We start from the raw sequence: 16,572 nt of genomic DNA on the forward strand, positions 1-16,572 counted from the left end.
GGAAACACAACGTTCTTAATAGGTACAGAGGATGATTTAGTGTCTAATGCACTTGATTTAATTCGTGATAATTGTCGTTCTCGTGAGCAAATGGTAGCTCCTGTATCTCCGATGGGAGGAAATGCCGATTCATATATTCCTTATCCAGTTGAAGTTGAAGTTGGTGGCGCAACGGTATTCGTGCTTCCGATCGAACAGTTCCATCATTTCTAACAGATTTATTTTGAAATAATTTTAGCCATACACGAAAATCCCGTGTCTTCCGGATATCCGGAGCACGGTTTTTTTTGAAAGAAGGGGTGAGCACCGAGATGAATGCAAACCTAAAGGATGTTAGAAAGTTACAACCTGTTGTTATGAAGCAACTACAAACGGTTTTTCAAAAAAACCGAGTTGCTCACGCATATCTATTTGAAGGAGCAAAAGGCACTGGAAAAGTTGCAGTGATGAGATCTTTCGTTAAATTACTATTATGTGAAAAACCGATTCAAAATGTTTCATGTGAAACATGTCGTGGATGTAGGAGATTTGAGTCTGGGAATCATCCGAACTTTATTCAAATTGAACCAGACGGTCAAGATATTAAAAAAGATCAAATGTTACAACTGATTTTTGAGATGAATAAAACGGCCCTAGAAGCGGGTCGTAAAATATATGTACTACATCGGGCAGATAGATTAAATGCTTCTGCTGCAAATACTTTATTGAAGTTTTTAGAAGAACCCGAAGGATTGGTCACTGCTATATTATTAACGGAAAAAGCACACGCGATTTTACCAACTATTCGATCGCGTAGTCAAATTATTTCTTTTCCATCAATTCCTTATGATGAACGAGTAAAAATACTGCTAGATGAAGGTCTTACAGCATCTATGGCTGCAACCGTTTCGATGATAACTAATGACTTGGAAGAGTCATTACGCTTGGCAAAAGATGAGCAATTTGCACAGGTTCGAAAAACAGTGTTAAAATTAATAGAGGCAGTCGAAACTAATGTCCATGAAGCAATGCTATCGGTACATGAGGATTGGTTACCGCTATTAAAAGAAAAAGAAGAAACAGAACAAGCATTGGATTTACTTTTATTCGCATACCGCGATTTAGTGGCAGTTAAGGCTAATAGTAATGCAACATATACGTATCCGGATTTCTTGCCCTTTTATCAACAACGCGCTCTTCATATTTCTTTTGAGCACTTGTCAAATAAAATCGAGGCAATATTAAAATCGAAGCAACAATTGCATCGTAATATGAATCGGACGCTGTTAATGGAGCAGTTAATGCTGAATTTGCAGGGGGGATATTCGTTTGTATAATGTGGTAGGTGTCCGCTTTAAAAAAGCGGGTAAAATATATTATTTTGATCCAACTGATTTTCCTTTGGAAAAAGATCAGTATGTTATTGTAGAGACAGCACGAGGAATAGAGTATGGCAAGGTTGTAGTAGCTATTAAACAAGTTGAGGAACACGATGTAGTTTTACCACTCAAGCAAGTCGTACGTCCCGCTGATGAACGTGATCGTCATCAAGTGAAAGAAAATCAACTAGAATCGCAGCATGCATTTGAGCTTGGAACAGAAAAAATTGTTGAACATACCTTAGAAATGAAGCTGGTGGATGTGGAATATACGTTTGACCGAAATAAAATCATCTTTTATTTTACAGCTGAAGGGCGAGTAGATTTCCGCGATTTAGTAAAAGATTTAGCTTCTGTCTTTAGAACACGAATTGAGCTTCGTCAGATTGGTGTAAGAGATGAAGCGAAAATGCTTGGCGGAATTGGACCTTGTGGACGTATGTTGTGTTGTTCTACATTTTTAGGCGATTTTGAACCAGTTTCAATTAAAATGGCGAAAGACCAAAATTTGTCTCTAAATCCTTCGAAAATCTCAGGTTTATGTGGACGATTAATGTGCTGTCTTAAATACGAAAATGATGAGTATGAAACAGCAAAAGAGTTAATGCCTGATATGGGTGCACGTATATTAACACCTGAAGGTAAAGGTAAAGTAGTAGGAATAAATTTGTTAGAACGCGTCATGCAAGTGGAGTTAGCTGAACAACAACGTGTGCTTGATTATACATTAGAAGAAATTCAACAATTTGCAGAAACCCAAGTGTAATGGACTGAACAATGAGGTGATTTATGTGAAAGATCGTAATTTTTTGGATACAGTTATGGAATTTGAACAGCAACTAGAATCATTGCAAGGACAGTTCCATGCACTTAAAGAATTCGTAGCTTTTATGATGGAGGAACATCAGTCTTTGCAACAAGAGAATTTTCTTCTTCGTCAACGGTTAGATGAAATTCATGCAGCCGAAGAAGAAGTTTTAAAACAGTCCGAACTGAATGCGAAAAAATTAAGCCGTCTTGATATTGGTGAGGGTTATGATAATTTAGCGCGACTATATCAAGAAGGTTTCCATGTTTGTCATGTACATTTTGGAAGCTCACGCAAAGCTGAAGATTGCTTATTTTGCCTTGCCTTTTTAAATAAACAAAACGGGTGATGAAAGACTGATTCCACTGTACGTAAGTGGATGTCAGTCTTTTATTGTGATGATAGAAAGATAAATTTGGATATCAGTATAGGGAAAGTCATCAGCTTACACCATTATGGGTGCAAGCTGTGTTTTTCTAATGTCGGAGGGTATAACAAATGGACTTACACTTACAAGACGATGAGCGATTGGATTACTTGCTTGCAGAAGAGCTTCGTATCATTCAAAGTCCTTCGGTTTTTTCTTTTTCTCTCGATGCAGTATTGCTTGCTAAGTTTACATACGTTCCTATAAAACAAGGGGCTATCGTGGATTTATGTACAGGAAATGGGGTCATCCCGTTATTTTTAAGTGCCAGAACTCAGGCGAAAATAATTGGTGTCGAATTACAACAACGGTTAGCTGATATGGCTATACGAAGTGTGGATTACAATAAATTACACGAACAAATTACTATTCTCGAGGGTGACGTTAGGACAATTCCAAAACAACTCGGGTTTGAAAAATATGATGTGGTGACGTGCAATCCTCCTTATTTTCCTGCGCATGAGGCAAGTAATAAAAACTTAAAAGAACATTTAGCTATCGCTAGGCATGAACTCCATTTAACTTTAGATGAAGCAGTACAGTCAGCGAGTCAGTTGCTGAAGCAAGGTGGAAAAGCGGCATTTGTGCATCGTCCGGGACGGTTGTTAGATATCGTAACGGCGATGAGAGCAAATCGACTGGAGCCAAAACGCATTCGCTTCGTGTACCCAAAGGAAGGGAAAGAAGCGAATACGTTGTTAATAGAAGGAATTAAAGATGGGAAACCTGATTTAAAGATTCTTCCTCCATTATATGTATATGATGAACACGGGGAATACACAGAAGAAGTGCGAGAGATGTTATATGGAAAGAACTAATGATCATACATTTTATGTTTTGGAATGTGTAGATGGTTCTTATTATGCTGGCTACACTAATGATTTGGACAAGCGAGTGAGTGTTCATAATAGTGGCAAAGGGGCGAAGTATACAAGAGCTAAACGCCCGGTTTTTTGTATTTATCAAGAAGTTCATGAAACGAAACAACTTGCGATGAAAGCAGAATATGCATTTAAACAGTTAACAAAGATTAAAAAAACAGAGTATATAGCAAATGGACTGAGAGGTGAACAATGATGAAGACCCAAAAAAGTTTTTCAGGACAATCAACAACCGGGATTTTGTATCTAGTCGCCACGCCAATTGGTAATTTAGAGGATATGACAATCCGTGCAATTCGCATGATGAAAGAAGCCGATTACATAGCCGCAGAAGACACGCGAAATACGAAAAAGCTGTGTAACTACTTTGAAATTGATACACCGCTCATTAGTTACCATGAACATAATCTAGAGTACGGCGGCGATAAACTTCTTGAGCTACTTCGGGCAGGAAAGAACATTGCTCTTGTTAGTGATGCCGGTTTGCCTTGTATTTCAGATCCAGGAGCGGATATTGTAGCTAAAGCTGTAGCAGAAAATTTATCTGTAGTACCAGTTCCCGGTGCAAATGCTGCATTGAGTGCATTGATTTCATCAGGTCTATCAACGTTGTCATTTACTTTTCACGGCTTCTTGCCGAGACAAAAGAAGGACCGAAAAGCTGCGCTCGAAGCCATTCAATATCATAAAGAAACCATGATTTTTTACGAAGCACCTCATCGTCTAAAGGATACATTACGTGATGCACAACAAATACTGGGATCCTCTAGACAAGTAGTGTTAGCACGAGAAGTGACGAAAAAGTTTGAGGAATTTGTCAGATGTACATTGGATGAAGCAGTTATTTGGGTGGAAAATGAAGAAATTCGAGGCGAATTTGTCTTAGTATTTGCAGGATCTACTGAAGAAAACCCAATAGATAGTGAAAAATGGTGGATGAATTTATCTATTACTGATCATGTTAATCAAGTAATTGAAAAACAATCACTGACGTCAAAAGAGGCTATAAAAGTGGTAGCTGTTGAACGCGATTTACCAAAGAGAGATGTTTATCAAGAATATCATATTCAAGAATAAAAAAATCCGGAGTGACAAATAGTCGCTCCGGATTTTGAAGTTATTTATTTTGGTTTGATTGAATTTCTTTTACTAACAAATCTGCGCCTTCTGGGCTTAGGATTAATTTTCCGCCTACTAAACGGAAGTTGTCATCTGATACTTCACCAGTAACAGCACAAGTCATGTTTGGTAAGTATTTTTTCAAGATGATTTTATCTTCATCAACATAGATTTCTAATGCATCTTTTTCTGCAATTCCTAAAGTACGACGAAGCTCTATTGGAATAACAACGCGACCTAATTCATCAACTTTACGTACAATACCTGTAGATTTCATAAAAACACTCCTCTCGAATTATAAAGCTAATTCGTCAAATTTCGACATTTATTGCTTGTCTGTTATTTATCATACCAAGTACTGCCATATACGTCAATAATTATTCTTTCCAATTCAAAGTAATATTTGTTAAAAATATGATATTTAATAGATATTTTTGAACGTTTTTGATTATAAATTCAAATTATGTCTAATGAATGGCAAAAATTGAAAATAAATGGGTATAAATTAACAAGAACTTCATTCGACATTTTTCGTCAATCTTCTATCGTTGAAACAAAAGAAGGACTCGGATAGAATAGAATTACTACTTTACAGGAACGAAAGGGCGAATCTACGTGAACAACGAAAATAACACATTTTATATTACGACTCCTATTTATTACCCAAGTGGAAAATTCCATATTGGAACAGCTTATACAACTGTAGCTTCAGATGCTATGGCCCGTTACAAGCGCTTACGTGGATTTGATGTTCATTTCTTAACGGGAATGGATGAGCATGGTCAAAAGATTCAAGAAAAAGCTCAAGAAGCGGGAAAAGATCCGCAGTCTTATGTGGATGAAATTGCTGAAGCTTCCAAAAAAGTTTGGGAATTAATGGACATTTCATATGATGATTTTATTCAAACTACTGAACAACGTCATAAAGAAGGTGTTGAAAAGATTTTCCAACTGTTTTTAGATAATGGTGATATTTATAAAGGAGAATACGAAGGGTGGTATTGTACACCTTGTGAATCATATTTCACAGAGAACCAATTAGAAGATGGGAACTGTCCAGACTGTGGACGTCCAGTAAATAAAGTTAAGGAAGAATCGTATTTCTTCAATATGAAAAAGTATGCGGACCGATTGGTGAAATATTATGATGAACACTTAGAATTCATAGAACCTGAATCTAGAAAAAATGAAATGATTAATAACTTCATCAAACCTGGGTTAGAAGATTTGTCTGTTTCTCGTACCTCATTTGATTGGGGAATTCGAGTACCAGGGGACGCAAAACACGTTATTTACGTGTGGGTAGATGCATTATCGAATTACATTACAGCACTTGGATATAAATCTGATGACGAATCGTTATTTAATAAGTATTGGCCAGCAGATGTACATGTAGTAGGTAAAGACATTGTGCGCTTCCATACGATTTACTGGCCTATTTTCTTAATGGCCTTGAACTTGCCATTACCGAAGAAAGTGTTTGCACACGGCTTTATTATGATGAAAGACGGTAAAATGTCGAAGTCTAAAGGTAATGTTGTCACACCTGAACTTCTTGTAGATCGTTATGGTCTAGATGCTACACGTTATTTCTTACTACGTGAGCTGCCATTTGGAGCAGATGGAGTCTTTTCACCAGAAGCATTTGTGGAACGCACGAATTTTGACTTAGCAAATGATTTAGGAAATTTATTAAATCGTACTGTTTCAATGATGAATAAGTATTTTGATGGTGTTATTCCAACAGAACATAATGAACCAACTGAATTTGATGCGGTATTACACGCTCATGCAAAAGAAGTTAAAGATAAGTATGAAACAAATATGGAAAAAATGCAGTTTAGTATCGTGTTAAGTGATTTGTGGTCTCTCGTTTCACGCACTAATAAATATATTGACGAAACACAACCTTGGGTTCTAGCAAAAGAACAATCTGACAAGCCAAAGCTCGGTTCAGTTATGTGGAACTTGGCTGAAAGTCTTCGTCAAATTGCCGTTTACTTACAACCGTTTATGACAAATTCGCCGAAACAAATTGCAGAACAACTTGGTTTATCTGCAGATGCATTGACGTGGGAGTCGTTAGAAAATACTTCAAGTATTGCTACTGGAACGAAAGTAATTGAAAAAGGAATTCCGATTTTCCCAAGACTAGAAGTGGAATCTGAAATCAGTTACATTCAAGAACAAATGCGTGGATCCGTAAAAAAAGAAGAGCCCGAAATAGTAAAAGAAAAAACAACTGAAGTGCCAGAAATTACGATTGATCAATTTTTAAATGTAGATTTACGTGTAGCAACCGTTACAGCTTGCGAAGCTATGCCAAAAGCAGATAAATTGTTGAAACTTCAAGTAGATCTAGGATATGAGCAACGTCAAGTAGTCTCTGGTATTGCTAAAAGTTACAAACCTGACGAACTGGTAGGTCAAAAAGTCATTGTAGTGGCTAACCTAAAACCTGTAAAACTTCGAGGAGAATTATCTCAAGGGATGATTCTTGCTGGAGAAAAAGATGGGTACTTAACTCTTGCAACAGTTGATGAAAAGCTTGAAAATGGAGCAAAAGTAAAATAAGTATTTTATAATAAGCCTGTTTAGCCTACGCTAAGCAGGCTTATTTAATAAAGAATTAAACGTTTTTCTTTAGATCGCTTGTATGAAATGGAGTAAAGTTATTTGAAATAACTTGATTATTCTAGGGGAATAAACTGACTAATGTATAAAAAACATGGCTTTGTCATCAAAATGTTACAATGCTGTGATGTCATTACACTGATTAAAATCTAAAATAGAGATTACGTGAGGCGGATTATTATGTATATAGATACACATGTTCACTTAAATGCAGATCAATATGATGAAGATTTAGAAGAAGTAATAAATAGAGCTCTAGAAGCAAAAGTAAAGCATATGGTAGTAGTCGGATTTGATCGTAAAACGATAAAAAGGGCCATTTCATTAGCTGAACAATATGATTTTATTTATGCGGTTGTAGGATGGCATCCTGTTGATGCTATTGATTGCACAGATGAAGATTTACTTTGGATTGAAGAGTTAGCTGCGCATCCGAAGGTTGTAGCAATTGGTGAAACTGGACTGGATTATCACTGGGATAAATCTCCTCGTGATGTGCAACAAGATTTATTTAGAAAACAAATTCGTTTAGCACAAAAAGTTGATCTACCCATTGTCATTCACAATCGAGATGCAACAGAAGATGTCGTGCGAATCTTGCAAGAGGAGCATGCCGAAAAAACCGGTGGTGTCATGCATTGTTATGGAGGTAGTGTTGAAACCGCAAAACTTTGCATAGACTTAAACTTCATGATTTCACTCGGAGGTCCCGTGACATTTAAAAATGCCAAAAAGCCTAAAGAAGTGGCCACTGAAATTCCATTAGAATACTTAATGATCGAAACAGATGCACCATATTTAGCACCACATCCCTTAAGAGGGAAACGCAATGAGCCAGCTTTAGTAGTATTAGTAGCGGAAGAAATTGCTCGATTGAAGAATATTTCTATTGAACAAGTAGCAAAAGTAACTACTGAAAATGCTTTAAAATTTTACAAAATCCCAGTATGAATTATGGATAACAATCCAATACTTGGAAAGGAATCGTCTGTCGACCAGAATATTTAGACTAATTCCGAATGGTTGACAGCATTTTTGAAATCTATATAATCACACGAATGATAAGGAGGCGTTTTTTATGTCAAATAATTTCATGAAAAACCTGTTTACCCAATCATTGAGGACGAAACAAACAGGAATTGCTGTCATTGCAGTTATCTTGTTCATTTCAGTTATATCAGCCGTTCTTTTCGTTGGAACGAAAAATACTGTCGCATTGACGGTTAATGGTAAAAAACAAGAAATTCATACCCATGCAGATACAGTCGGAGATTTATTAATTGAACAAAACGTTCAAGTTTCCGATGCTGATTTAGTATTACCCTCAGTGAACACGTCGATAAAAAATGGTATTTCAGTCGAGTGGGAACAGGCGAAAAAAATTACGATTACAGTTGATGGGAAGCAACAAACCATCGACACGACATCTGATCAAGTAAGTGAAGTTTTAAAAGAAGCAAAAATAAAAGTTTCTGAGCACGATAAGTTATCACCTGAGCTTAATGCAAAGGTCGGATCTGATTCTAACATTGCAATCGAAAAAGCGTTCCAAGTAACGCTGATAGATGGTATTAATGAAAAGAAAATTTGGTCCACTTCGACTACGGTCGCTGACTTTTTAAAACAACAAGAGATCAAAATGAATAAATTTGATCGTGTAGAACACAAAATGGAAGATGTAGTGAATCCAAATGATGTTATACAAGTCGTTCGCGTAGAAAAAGTCACCGATGTAGTGGAAGCAAAAACAAATTTCGCTGTGGAAACACGTAAAGATAAAGGTTTACTAAAAGGTAAAGAAAAAGTTGTACAAGAAGGCAAAAAAGGTTTGACTAAAAGTATCTTTGAAATTACTTCTGAGAACGGTAAAGCTATTTCCCGTGTTTTGAAGAACGAAAAAGTAGTGAGTTCTCCTACTAAGAAAGTCATTGCGGTGGGAACGAAAGTGGTTACAGCTAGTGTTTCACGTGGTACAACAAAGTCTAAATCGTCAACAGATGCTCCATCAGGTGGAAAAGAGTTTTATGTATCTGCTACTGCATATACGGCGAACTGTAATGGATGTTCAGGTATTACTGCCACGGGTATTAATCTGAAAGCAAATCCATCATTAAAAGTAATTGCGGTAGATCCGAGTGTAATCCCCTTAGGTTCTAAGGTTTGGGTAGAAGGCTACGGATACGCGATTGCAGGTGATACAGGTGGAGCTATTAAAGGAAAGAAAATCGACTTGTTTATGGCATCGACTGATAAAGCTTATGGGTTCGGACGCAAACAGGTTAAAATTAAAATCTTGAACTAATATAAATTAAGCTTTCCCTTATGTTTAGGGAAGGCTTTTTGTCTACATAAGAAAATAGTTAAGCTGCGACACAGGATGTTATAACTTCTTCGCTTGGGCCCACACGAAGTGGGTCATGAAGACCTTGCTCCTGCGGTTACTCGTCGCAAAGGAGACCTTGCTTCCACCGTAGGAGTCGAGCTAGATTGGGCTTCTCCGCTTTTCGTGTCAAGCTTCACAGCCCAGCCCGCGGGCGCCAGCATGGGGTCAGAAAGGCGAATGTCGCCTTTCATCCTTCCAGCGCCGGTGTCGGGCTTTCATGGCCTGTTACGCATTTCTGTGTATACATAAAGACATGGCGCAAGTAGAATAGTTAAAGACCCATTGGAAAAGAGGCATGAATCGTGTTTATTGAAGAAGTTATTGTGGTGGAAGGAAAAGATGATACGACAGCTATTAAACGTGCTGTTCGAGCAGATACTATAGAAACAAATGGATCTGCGATATCAGCAGAAACTATCCGTCGTATCCAACATGCTCAGAACAAAAGAGGCGTTATCGTATTTACGGATCCTGACTACCCTGGACGACGGATTCGTGCCATTATTGAGGAACAAGTACAAGGTGTGAAGCACGCATTTTTATCAAAAGAAAAAACCATTGCTAAAAACGGCAAAGGTTTAGGTATTGAGCATGCTGCGGATGAAGATATAAGACAAGCCTTACAAAATGTCTATACACCTAGAAATACACTGAATCAGACTGAAGAAATACCACTTCACATATTGATGAAATCACAATTGATTGGTCATCCTGACGCTAAAATCCGTCGTAATCGACTCGGTGAATTATTACAAATTGGCTATACTAATGGCAAGCAACTTCAAAAAAGATTATCAATGTTCCAAATTGGAATTGAGCAATTTGAAAAAGCCTTAGCACAACTGGACCAGGAGGACTTACATGAGTAAAGATATTGCAACTCCCAAACGCACACAAGAAATTTTAAAAAAATACGGATTTTCATTTAAAAAGAGTTTAGGTCAAAATTTTTTAATTGATCCGAATGTTCTTCATAACATCGTAAGCCATGCAGATTTGACTAACGAATCGGCAGCTATTGAGATTGGGCCAGGTATTGGTGCATTAACGGAGCATTTAGCTCGAAAAGCAGGTCATGTGGTTGCTTTTGAAATAGATCAACGTCTTCTACCTGTTTTAGAAGATACACTTTCTCCATATGACAACGTAGAAATCATCCATTCAGACATATTAAAGGTCAATGTATCAGAGATGATGAAAGAGAAATTGGCTGATTACAAGGATGTTATGGTGGTTGCTAACTTACCTTATTATGTAACTACTCCTATTTTGATTAAATTATTAATGGAGAAACTTCCAATCCGCGGAATGATTGTCATGATGCAGAAAGAAGTTGCAGATCGTATCACGGCAAAACCAAGTACGAAAGCTTATGGTTCATTGTCCATTGCCATTCAATATTATATGAAGGCAGAAATTGCCATGACGGTCCCTAAGTCAGTGTTTATTCCTCAACCAAACGTTGATTCTGCAGTAATCAAATTAACTCGTTATGAGACGGCTCCTGTTTCCGTTTTGGATGAAGATTTTCTATTCTTCGTTTCTCGTTCTTCTTTTGCTCAACGCAGAAAGACAATCATAAATAATTTGCAATCACAACTGCCGCATGGAAAAGAGAAGAAAGAATTAATTTTAGCTGCCCTTGCTGAAGCAAATATCGATCCAACTCGTCGAGGCGAAACTTTATCGATTCAAGAGTTTGGGAATTTATCGAATTTATTGCTTCCGAATTTCAAAGAAACAGCTGATTTGTAACGAATTTATTACATTAAATTATAAAAAAGACAAATTAGTTTTAAAAAATTGATTGACAAGTGGTTTGCTTCATTGTTAAAATGTTTATTTCGGTTGACAAATATTTTCGTATATGGTATGCTTATATTTAAGTGAGGTGTAAGCGAAATGCCAAAAACTTTAGCAGATATTAAAAAGTCTTTAGATTGTCATTTGGGTAAACGTTTGCAATTGAAAGCAAACGGTGGTCGCAAGAAAACGATTGAACGAGCTGGCGTTTTACGTGAAACGTATCATGCAGTGTTCGTAGTGGATCTTGATCAGGACGAGAACGCTTTTGAGCGTGTGTCTTACAGCTACACAGACATTTTAACTGAAGCAGTAGAAATTACAATTGTTGACGGAATGCAAGAACTTGTAGTCGTCAAATAATCTTACGTATTAGTGAACTTATTCTATTTTATTAAAACACTCAAGGATTTTATTATCCTTGAGTGTTTTTTTGTTTTTAGTACATACTACTTTTGTCAGCCTTCATGAGGAGGAAAAACATGGCACGTAATCGTGTAATGTCAAATCATCTTAAAGAGGAAATTGCGAAAGAGCTTGGATTTTACGAAGTCGTTGAGCGTGACGGTTGGGGAGGCATAACATCTCGTGATGCAGGTAATATGGTAAAACGAGCGGTTGAAATGGCACAAACCGGGTTAATGAACGGGCAAAATCACTACAAGAAGTAGTAACGATCTTCTCTGCGACATGCAATCGCAAGTGAAAATTCATATGGAGCTGACAAGGCGGAGAAATCCGCCTTTTATTGCGTTCATTTCTTCTCCCTTTTCATCATCCTAAGCTGTGGTAAAATAGGGAACAGCAATAAAGAGATAAAGGAGGCATTTTTATGCTTTATGTGAAAGCGCCCGCAAAAATCAATCTGACACTGGATGTCCTACACAAAAGACCGGATGGATATCATGAAGTGGAAATGATCATGACTACGGTGGATTTAGCAGATCGCATTGGATTAGAACCACGTTCAGATGGTCTCATACGCATCATTTCAGCGGATCGCTACGTACCAGACGACCACCGTAACTTAGCCTATCAGGCGGCAAAGTTATTAAGAGATACATATGGCATAAAAGAAGGCGTAACGATTGTATTAGAGAAAAAAATTCCTGTCGCTGCTGGATTAGCTGGTGGAAGTAGTGATGCTGCTGCGACCTTAAAAGGATTAAATTATTTATGGGATTTAAAGTTAACGGCAGACCAATTAGCTGAACATGGCGCTAAAATTGGTTCGGATGTGTCGTTTTGTGTTTACGGGGGAACAGCTCTGGCAACAGGAAGAGGAGAACTTATTCAAGAACTACCTGCTCCACCAAACTGTTGGATAATTTTAGCTAAACCCTCAATTGGTGTGTCAACGGCGGATGTTTATGGTGGTTTAAAAATAAACGAAGTCGTTCATCCGAATACCAAAGATATGATTCGTGCTATTCATGAAAAAAATTATGAATTAATGTGTGAAGCGATGGGCAATGCTTTAGAATCAGTAACTTTAAAGTTACATCCTGAAGTTTCGATGATTAAGGAACAAATGATGAAATTTGGAGCAGATGCTGTGTTAATGAGCGGAAGTGGTCCAACTGTATTTGGGATTGTACAACATGAATCGAGAGTAAACCGAATTTATAATGGCTTACGTGGTTTTTGTGACGAAGTTTATGCGGTAAGATTGTTGGGAGAACGGGATTCACTTGCCTAAAACCGTATATTTGTTTAAACTTACGTATAAATCATTCGTGTTTAGGAGTGTGACCGATGAAATGGAAACGCAGTGAGCGTCTCGTTGATATGACCCATTATTTATTAGACCATCCCCAGCAGTTAATACCCTTAACTTTGTTTGCGGATATGTACCAGTCTGCTAAATCCTCAATAAGTGAAGACCTAACCATTGTGAAAGAAACATTTGAAGAAAAAGGTATTGGTTTATTAATGACTGTTCCTGGAGCTGCAGGCGGTGTTAAGTATATGCCTAAAATGCGAGATGAAGCCGTTCGTGAATTGATTCAAGATTTGATGGAAGAGCTTGGTCACTCAGACCGTTTGCTACCTGGTGGATATTTATATATGACAGATTTACTGGGTAACCCTGAAATGATGAATCGTGTAGGAAAAGTGTTTGCTTCTGCGTTTGCGAAAGAACCGATTGATGTCATCATGACAGTGGCGACAAAAGGTATTTCGATTGCACATGCCATCGCGCGTCACCTCAATGTACCGGTAGTTGTGGTAAGACGTGATAGCAAAGTAACTGAAGGATCAACTGTCAGCATTAATTACGTGTCAGGCTCTTCACGTCGAATTCAAACGATGGTGTTGTCAAAACGCAGTATGAAGAGTGGCCAACGCGTACTTATTACGGATGACTTTATGAAAGTCGGAGGTACGATGAATGGCATGAAAAATTTACTTGAGGAATTTAATTGTCAATTAGCAGGCGTTGCGGTATTAGTTGAAACAGAACACGCGGACGAACAGTTAATTGAAAATTATCTGTCACTTGTTAAATTACATGAAGTAAATGAAAAAGAGCGCACTATTGCTTTAACAGAAGGTAATTATTTTTTGAAAGGTGGAAAAGGTCAATGAAATCAGTATCGACAACGAACGCCCCAGCGGCGATAGGACCTTATGTTCAAGGTATGATTGTAAATGGCATGTTTTATAGTTCGGGTCAAATTCCATTAACAGCCGATGGGAATATGGTGGAAGGTTCAATTATAGAACAAACACATCAAGTATTTGCGAACTTGAAAGCTGTATTAGAAGAAGCAGGATCTTCGCTTCAACAAGTTGTGAAGACAACAGTATTTATTAAAGATATGAACGACTTTGCTCTTTTCAATGAAATTTATGGTCAACATTTTGGCGATCATAAACCAGCGCGTTCGACTGTAGAAGTTGCACGACTACCAAAAGATGTGCAAGTTGAAATAGAAGTCATTGCAGTAATTTCATAAATTCAGATGAAACCATAGAGCATATCTCTATGGTTTTTTTATATGTATTTTTAATTTTTAAAATATTCTATTAAAAAAGAAGGAAAATTATGATAAATGTAGAATATAGTTGTCAGAGTCTGTAAATCATCTATGAAGAAAGGTGGGATAAGGAATGGAAGTAACTGATGTTAGATTACGTCGAGTACAAACTGATGGCCGCATGCGTGCCATTGCTTCCATCACACTAGACAGCGAGTTCGTCGTACATGATATTCGTGTCATTGACGGCAACGCAGGGCTATTTGTGGCAATGCCAAGTAAACGAACGCCAGATGGAGAATTTCGAGATATCGCTCATCCGATTAATACTGGAACTCGAACGAAAATTCAAGAAGCGGTATTACACGCATACCATGAGTCTCGCGAAGAAGACGTTATTGCATATGAAGAAGCTGGTGCTTAATAGAGCAATAGAACAAATGAAGAGACTTGTCATGTCCATGATAGGTTTCTTTTTTATTGGAAAAAGGCGATTAGGAAAGAGTTTTGTTCTAATTTTACAACTCGTTCCACTGTAAAAGGTGGTTTAACTATATTTACTTACCAACACTGGCAAGTATTCCTGAAATGATAAAATTTTTTGCTCGCCAAGTAAAACGTGAAAAACAAAAGAATTAACAAGGAAAGGACTTCCACCATTTGGGTGAGAAGTTCTTTTTATTGAAAAATGATTAATCATAATGGTTTTGTCACTATTTTGTCAAGCGGGATTTCCTTGAATTACGAGTGTATTTCGGCTATAGTCAAAAGAGTAAATTGAACATACTGGAGGACTTACAAAATGACACATACATATGCAGTGGTACTAGCTGCAGGTCAAGGTACACGTATGAAGTCCAAATTATATAAAGTTTTGCACCCTGTATGTGGTAAACCTATGGTTGAACACGTGGTTGATCACATCGAGGGAATTGGAGTAGAACGCATTGTGACCATCGTAGGTCATGGTGCTGAAAAAGTACAAGACCAGCTCGGAAGTCGCAGTGAATATGCACTTCAAGAACAACAACTAGGAACGGCACATGCTGTTTTACAAGCAGATGCTGCTTTAGGGAAGTTAGTCGGGACAACACTTGTCATTTGCGGTGACACACCTCTAATTCGTCCTGAAACGATGACAGCATTACTAGCACACCATCAAGAAACTTCGGCTAAGGCGACGATTCTTACTGGAATTCCAGAAAATCCTACAGGTTACGGTCGCATTCTTCGCAATTCTGATGGGCATGTTGAACGTATTGTGGAGCAAAAAGATGCATCGGCTGAAGAACAACTAGTAAAAGAAATTAACTCGGGCACATACTGCTTTGATAATGAAGCTTTATTTGCGGCATTAAAGCTGGTGAAAAATAATAATTCACAAGGTGAATACTATTTACCAGATGTTATTGAGATCTTGAAATCTCAAGGAAACATCGTTTCTGCTTTCGCAACAGATGATTTTGAAGAAACGCTTGGTGTGAACGATCGTGTAGCACTTTCGCAAGCTGAAACGTTGATGCGTAAACGCATTATCGAAAAACATATGCGAAACGGAGTAACGATTATCAATCCAGCAAATACTTACATTAGTGCGGATGCAATTATCGGTTCTGATACCGTGTTGCAACCCGGCGTTATGATTGAAGGAGCTAGTGAAGTAGGCGACGATTGTTTAATCGGACCAAATAGTCAAATTACAAATAGTAAAATTGGACATCGCACAACCGTACATTCATCTGTCGTTACTGAAAGTGTTATTGGAGAAGATACGGCAGTTGGGCCATTTGCTCATATTCGTCCAAATTCAGAAATCGGCAACGAAGCTAAAATCGGTAATTTTGTGGAAATTAAAAAAACAAAATTGGGTAACCAATCGAAAGTATCACATTTAAGTTATATTGGAGATGCTGAAGTTGGAGAACGTGTAAATGTTGGGTGTGGCACAATTACTGTGAATTATGATGGTAAAAATAAATTCCTAACGACGATTGAGGATGACTCCTTTGTAGGATGTAATTCAAACTTAGTAGCTCCTGTAAAAATTGGTCAAGGTGCGTATGTAGCAGCTGGATCAACCATTACAAAAGATGTACCTGCACAAGCTTTGTCAATTGGTCGAGCACGCCAAGAAAACAAAGAAGGATACGCACAAAAACTAAAATTAAAATAACAGGA

The 16,572-nt window shown here is 37.6% G+C and carries 20 protein-coding genes; 19 read left to right on the top strand and 1 reads right to left on the bottom strand.

The genetic code is table 11. The features are described from left to right. From AC1DOS_RS02885 to rsmI, 7 genes are all read left to right on the top strand, one after another. A partial coding sequence (locus tag AC1DOS_RS02885) for a cyclic-di-AMP receptor (protein ID WP_477536333.1) occupies positions 1–213 on the top strand: 213 nt, incomplete at its 5' end. A gap of 98 nt (positions 214–311) precedes the next feature. After that, positions 312–1,316: a DNA polymerase III subunit delta' gene (gene holB, locus AC1DOS_RS02890; RefSeq protein ID WP_108587494.1), complete on the top strand. Its 1,005-nt coding sequence runs from the start codon at positions 312–314 to the stop codon at positions 1,314–1,316. After that, positions 1,309–2,124 carry a PSP1 domain-containing protein gene (locus AC1DOS_RS02895; protein WP_108587495.1) on the top strand — a complete coding sequence of 272 codons (816 nt, stop codon included), beginning with the start codon at positions 1,309–1,311 and terminating at the stop codon, positions 2,122–2,124. Before holB ends, AC1DOS_RS02895 begins: the two co-directional genes overlap by 8 nt. A 25-nt stretch (positions 2,125–2,149) precedes the next feature. After that, the gene (gene yabA / locus AC1DOS_RS02900) at positions 2,150–2,515 is read left to right on the top strand and encodes a DNA replication initiation control protein YabA (protein WP_108587496.1); all 366 of its coding nucleotides are present in this window, start codon (positions 2,150–2,152) and stop codon (positions 2,513–2,515) included. 149 nt (positions 2,516–2,664) lie between these two features. After that, complete coding sequence (locus tag AC1DOS_RS02905; RefSeq protein ID WP_108587497.1) at positions 2,665–3,411, top strand: tRNA1(Val) (adenine(37)-N6)-methyltransferase; 747 nt, start codon at positions 2,665–2,667, stop codon at positions 3,409–3,411. Beyond that, on the top strand, positions 3,398–3,670 hold the full coding sequence (locus tag AC1DOS_RS02910; protein WP_477536334.1) for a GIY-YIG nuclease family protein: 273 nt from the start codon (positions 3,398–3,400) through the stop codon (positions 3,668–3,670). The genes AC1DOS_RS02905 and AC1DOS_RS02910 overlap by 14 nt, the downstream gene beginning before the upstream one ends. After that, positions 3,670–4,551, top strand: a complete 882-nt coding sequence (gene rsmI, locus AC1DOS_RS02915) for a 16S rRNA (cytidine(1402)-2'-O)-methyltransferase (RefSeq protein WP_108587499.1) — start codon at positions 3,670–3,672, stop codon at positions 4,549–4,551. The genes AC1DOS_RS02910 and rsmI overlap by 1 nt, the downstream gene beginning before the upstream one ends. A gap of 40 nt (positions 4,552–4,591) precedes the next feature. On the opposite strand, the gene AC1DOS_RS02920 is transcribed toward rsmI, so the two are convergent. Beyond that, positions 4,592–4,870, bottom strand: a complete 279-nt coding sequence (locus tag AC1DOS_RS02920) for an AbrB/MazE/SpoVT family DNA-binding domain-containing protein (protein ID WP_024536327.1) — start codon at positions 4,868–4,870, stop codon at positions 4,592–4,594. Between the two features lie 338 nt (positions 4,871–5,208). On the opposite strand from AC1DOS_RS02920, the gene metG reads away from it, so the two are divergent. From metG to glmU, 12 genes are all read left to right on the top strand, one after another. Then, positions 5,209–7,167, top strand: a complete 1,959-nt coding sequence (gene metG, locus AC1DOS_RS02925) for a methionine--tRNA ligase (RefSeq protein ID WP_477536335.1) — start codon at positions 5,209–5,211, stop codon at positions 7,165–7,167. 240 nt (positions 7,168–7,407) lie between these two features. Further along, positions 7,408–8,178 carry a TatD family hydrolase gene (locus AC1DOS_RS02930; RefSeq protein WP_108587501.1) on the top strand — a complete coding sequence of 257 codons (771 nt, stop codon included), beginning with the start codon at positions 7,408–7,410 and terminating at the stop codon, positions 8,176–8,178. Between the two features lie 127 nt (positions 8,179–8,305). Next, positions 8,306–9,529 carry a ubiquitin-like domain-containing protein gene (locus AC1DOS_RS02935; protein ID WP_477536336.1) on the top strand — a complete coding sequence of 408 codons (1,224 nt, stop codon included), beginning with the start codon at positions 8,306–8,308 and terminating at the stop codon, positions 9,527–9,529. A 383-nt stretch (positions 9,530–9,912) separates the two neighbouring features. Next, positions 9,913–10,479, top strand: coding sequence for a ribonuclease M5 (gene rnmV, locus AC1DOS_RS02940; RefSeq protein WP_108587504.1), 567 nt, complete (start codon positions 9,913–9,915; stop codon positions 10,477–10,479). Continuing rightward, positions 10,472–11,365 carry a 16S rRNA (adenine(1518)-N(6)/adenine(1519)-N(6))-dimethyltransferase RsmA gene (gene rsmA / locus AC1DOS_RS02945; RefSeq protein WP_477536337.1) on the top strand — a complete coding sequence of 298 codons (894 nt, stop codon included), beginning with the start codon at positions 10,472–10,474 and terminating at the stop codon, positions 11,363–11,365. Before rnmV ends, rsmA begins: the two co-directional genes overlap by 8 nt. 147 nt (positions 11,366–11,512) lie before the next feature. Then, complete coding sequence (gene veg, locus AC1DOS_RS02950; protein ID WP_016429962.1) at positions 11,513–11,776, top strand: biofilm formation stimulator Veg; 264 nt, start codon at positions 11,513–11,515, stop codon at positions 11,774–11,776. A gap of 119 nt (positions 11,777–11,895) precedes the next feature. After that, positions 11,896–12,084 carry a small, acid-soluble spore protein, alpha/beta type gene (locus AC1DOS_RS02955; RefSeq protein ID WP_108587506.1) on the top strand — a complete coding sequence of 63 codons (189 nt, stop codon included), beginning with the start codon at positions 11,896–11,898 and terminating at the stop codon, positions 12,082–12,084. Positions 12,085–12,245: 161 nt separating this feature from the next. After that, positions 12,246–13,112 carry a 4-(cytidine 5'-diphospho)-2-C-methyl-D-erythritol kinase gene (gene ispE / locus AC1DOS_RS02960; protein ID WP_108587507.1) on the top strand — a complete coding sequence of 289 codons (867 nt, stop codon included), beginning with the start codon at positions 12,246–12,248 and terminating at the stop codon, positions 13,110–13,112. A gap of 56 nt (positions 13,113–13,168) precedes the next feature. Beyond that, positions 13,169–14,002, top strand: coding sequence for a pur operon repressor (gene purR, locus AC1DOS_RS02965; protein WP_108587508.1), 834 nt, complete (start codon positions 13,169–13,171; stop codon positions 14,000–14,002). Then, positions 13,999–14,373, top strand: a complete 375-nt coding sequence (locus AC1DOS_RS02970; protein WP_477536338.1) for a RidA family protein — start codon at positions 13,999–14,001, stop codon at positions 14,371–14,373. The genes purR and AC1DOS_RS02970 overlap by 4 nt, the downstream gene beginning before the upstream one ends. A 154-nt stretch (positions 14,374–14,527) precedes the next feature. Beyond that, complete coding sequence (spoVG, locus tag AC1DOS_RS02975; protein WP_108587510.1) at positions 14,528–14,818, top strand: septation regulator SpoVG; 291 nt, start codon at positions 14,528–14,530, stop codon at positions 14,816–14,818. 378 nt (positions 14,819–15,196) lie between these two features. Beyond that, positions 15,197–16,567, top strand: coding sequence for a bifunctional UDP-N-acetylglucosamine diphosphorylase/glucosamine-1-phosphate N-acetyltransferase GlmU (glmU, locus tag AC1DOS_RS02980; RefSeq protein ID WP_477536339.1), 1,371 nt, complete (start codon positions 15,197–15,199; stop codon positions 16,565–16,567). The last annotated feature ends 5 nt before the right edge of the window (positions 16,568–16,572 follow it).

This window comes from Paenisporosarcina sp. P5_A11, assembly GCF_056400705.1.

What these genes read in the sequence shown, in the direction of transcription:
- rsmA (WP_477536337.1), top strand. Translation starts at nt 10,472, where the DNA reads ATGAGTAAAGATATTGCAACTCCCAAACGCACACAAGAAATTTTAAAA.
- spoVG (WP_108587510.1), top strand. Translation starts at nt 14,528, where the DNA reads ATGGAAGTAACTGATGTTAGATTACGTCGAGTACAAACTGATGGCCGC.
- AC1DOS_RS02905 (WP_108587497.1), top strand. Translation starts at nt 2,665, where the DNA reads ATGGACTTACACTTACAAGACGATGAGCGATTGGATTACTTGCTTGCA.
- ispE (WP_108587507.1), top strand. Translation starts at nt 12,246, where the DNA reads ATGCTTTATGTGAAAGCGCCCGCAAAAATCAATCTGACACTGGATGTC.
- AC1DOS_RS02910 (WP_477536334.1), top strand. Translation starts at nt 3,398, where the DNA reads ATGGAAAGAACTAATGATCATACATTTTATGTTTTGGAATGTGTAGAT.
- rsmI (WP_108587499.1), top strand. Translation starts at nt 3,670, where the DNA reads ATGAAGACCCAAAAAAGTTTTTCAGGACAATCAACAACCGGGATTTTG.
- veg (WP_016429962.1), top strand. Translation starts at nt 11,513, where the DNA reads ATGCCAAAAACTTTAGCAGATATTAAAAAGTCTTTAGATTGTCATTTG.
- AC1DOS_RS02955 (WP_108587506.1), top strand. Translation starts at nt 11,896, where the DNA reads ATGGCACGTAATCGTGTAATGTCAAATCATCTTAAAGAGGAAATTGCG.
- AC1DOS_RS02935 (WP_477536336.1), top strand. Translation starts at nt 8,306, where the DNA reads ATGTCAAATAATTTCATGAAAAACCTGTTTACCCAATCATTGAGGACG.
- holB (WP_108587494.1), top strand. Translation starts at nt 312, where the DNA reads ATGAATGCAAACCTAAAGGATGTTAGAAAGTTACAACCTGTTGTTATG.
- AC1DOS_RS02970 (WP_477536338.1), top strand. Translation starts at nt 13,999, where the DNA reads ATGAAATCAGTATCGACAACGAACGCCCCAGCGGCGATAGGACCTTAT.
- AC1DOS_RS02920 (WP_024536327.1), bottom strand. Translation starts at nt 4,870, where the DNA reads ATGAAATCTACAGGTATTGTACGTAAAGTTGATGAATTAGGTCGCGTT.
- glmU (WP_477536339.1), top strand. Translation starts at nt 15,197, where the DNA reads ATGACACATACATATGCAGTGGTACTAGCTGCAGGTCAAGGTACACGT.
- purR (WP_108587508.1), top strand. Translation starts at nt 13,169, where the DNA reads ATGAAATGGAAACGCAGTGAGCGTCTCGTTGATATGACCCATTATTTA.
- AC1DOS_RS02930 (WP_108587501.1), top strand. Translation starts at nt 7,408, where the DNA reads ATGTATATAGATACACATGTTCACTTAAATGCAGATCAATATGATGAA.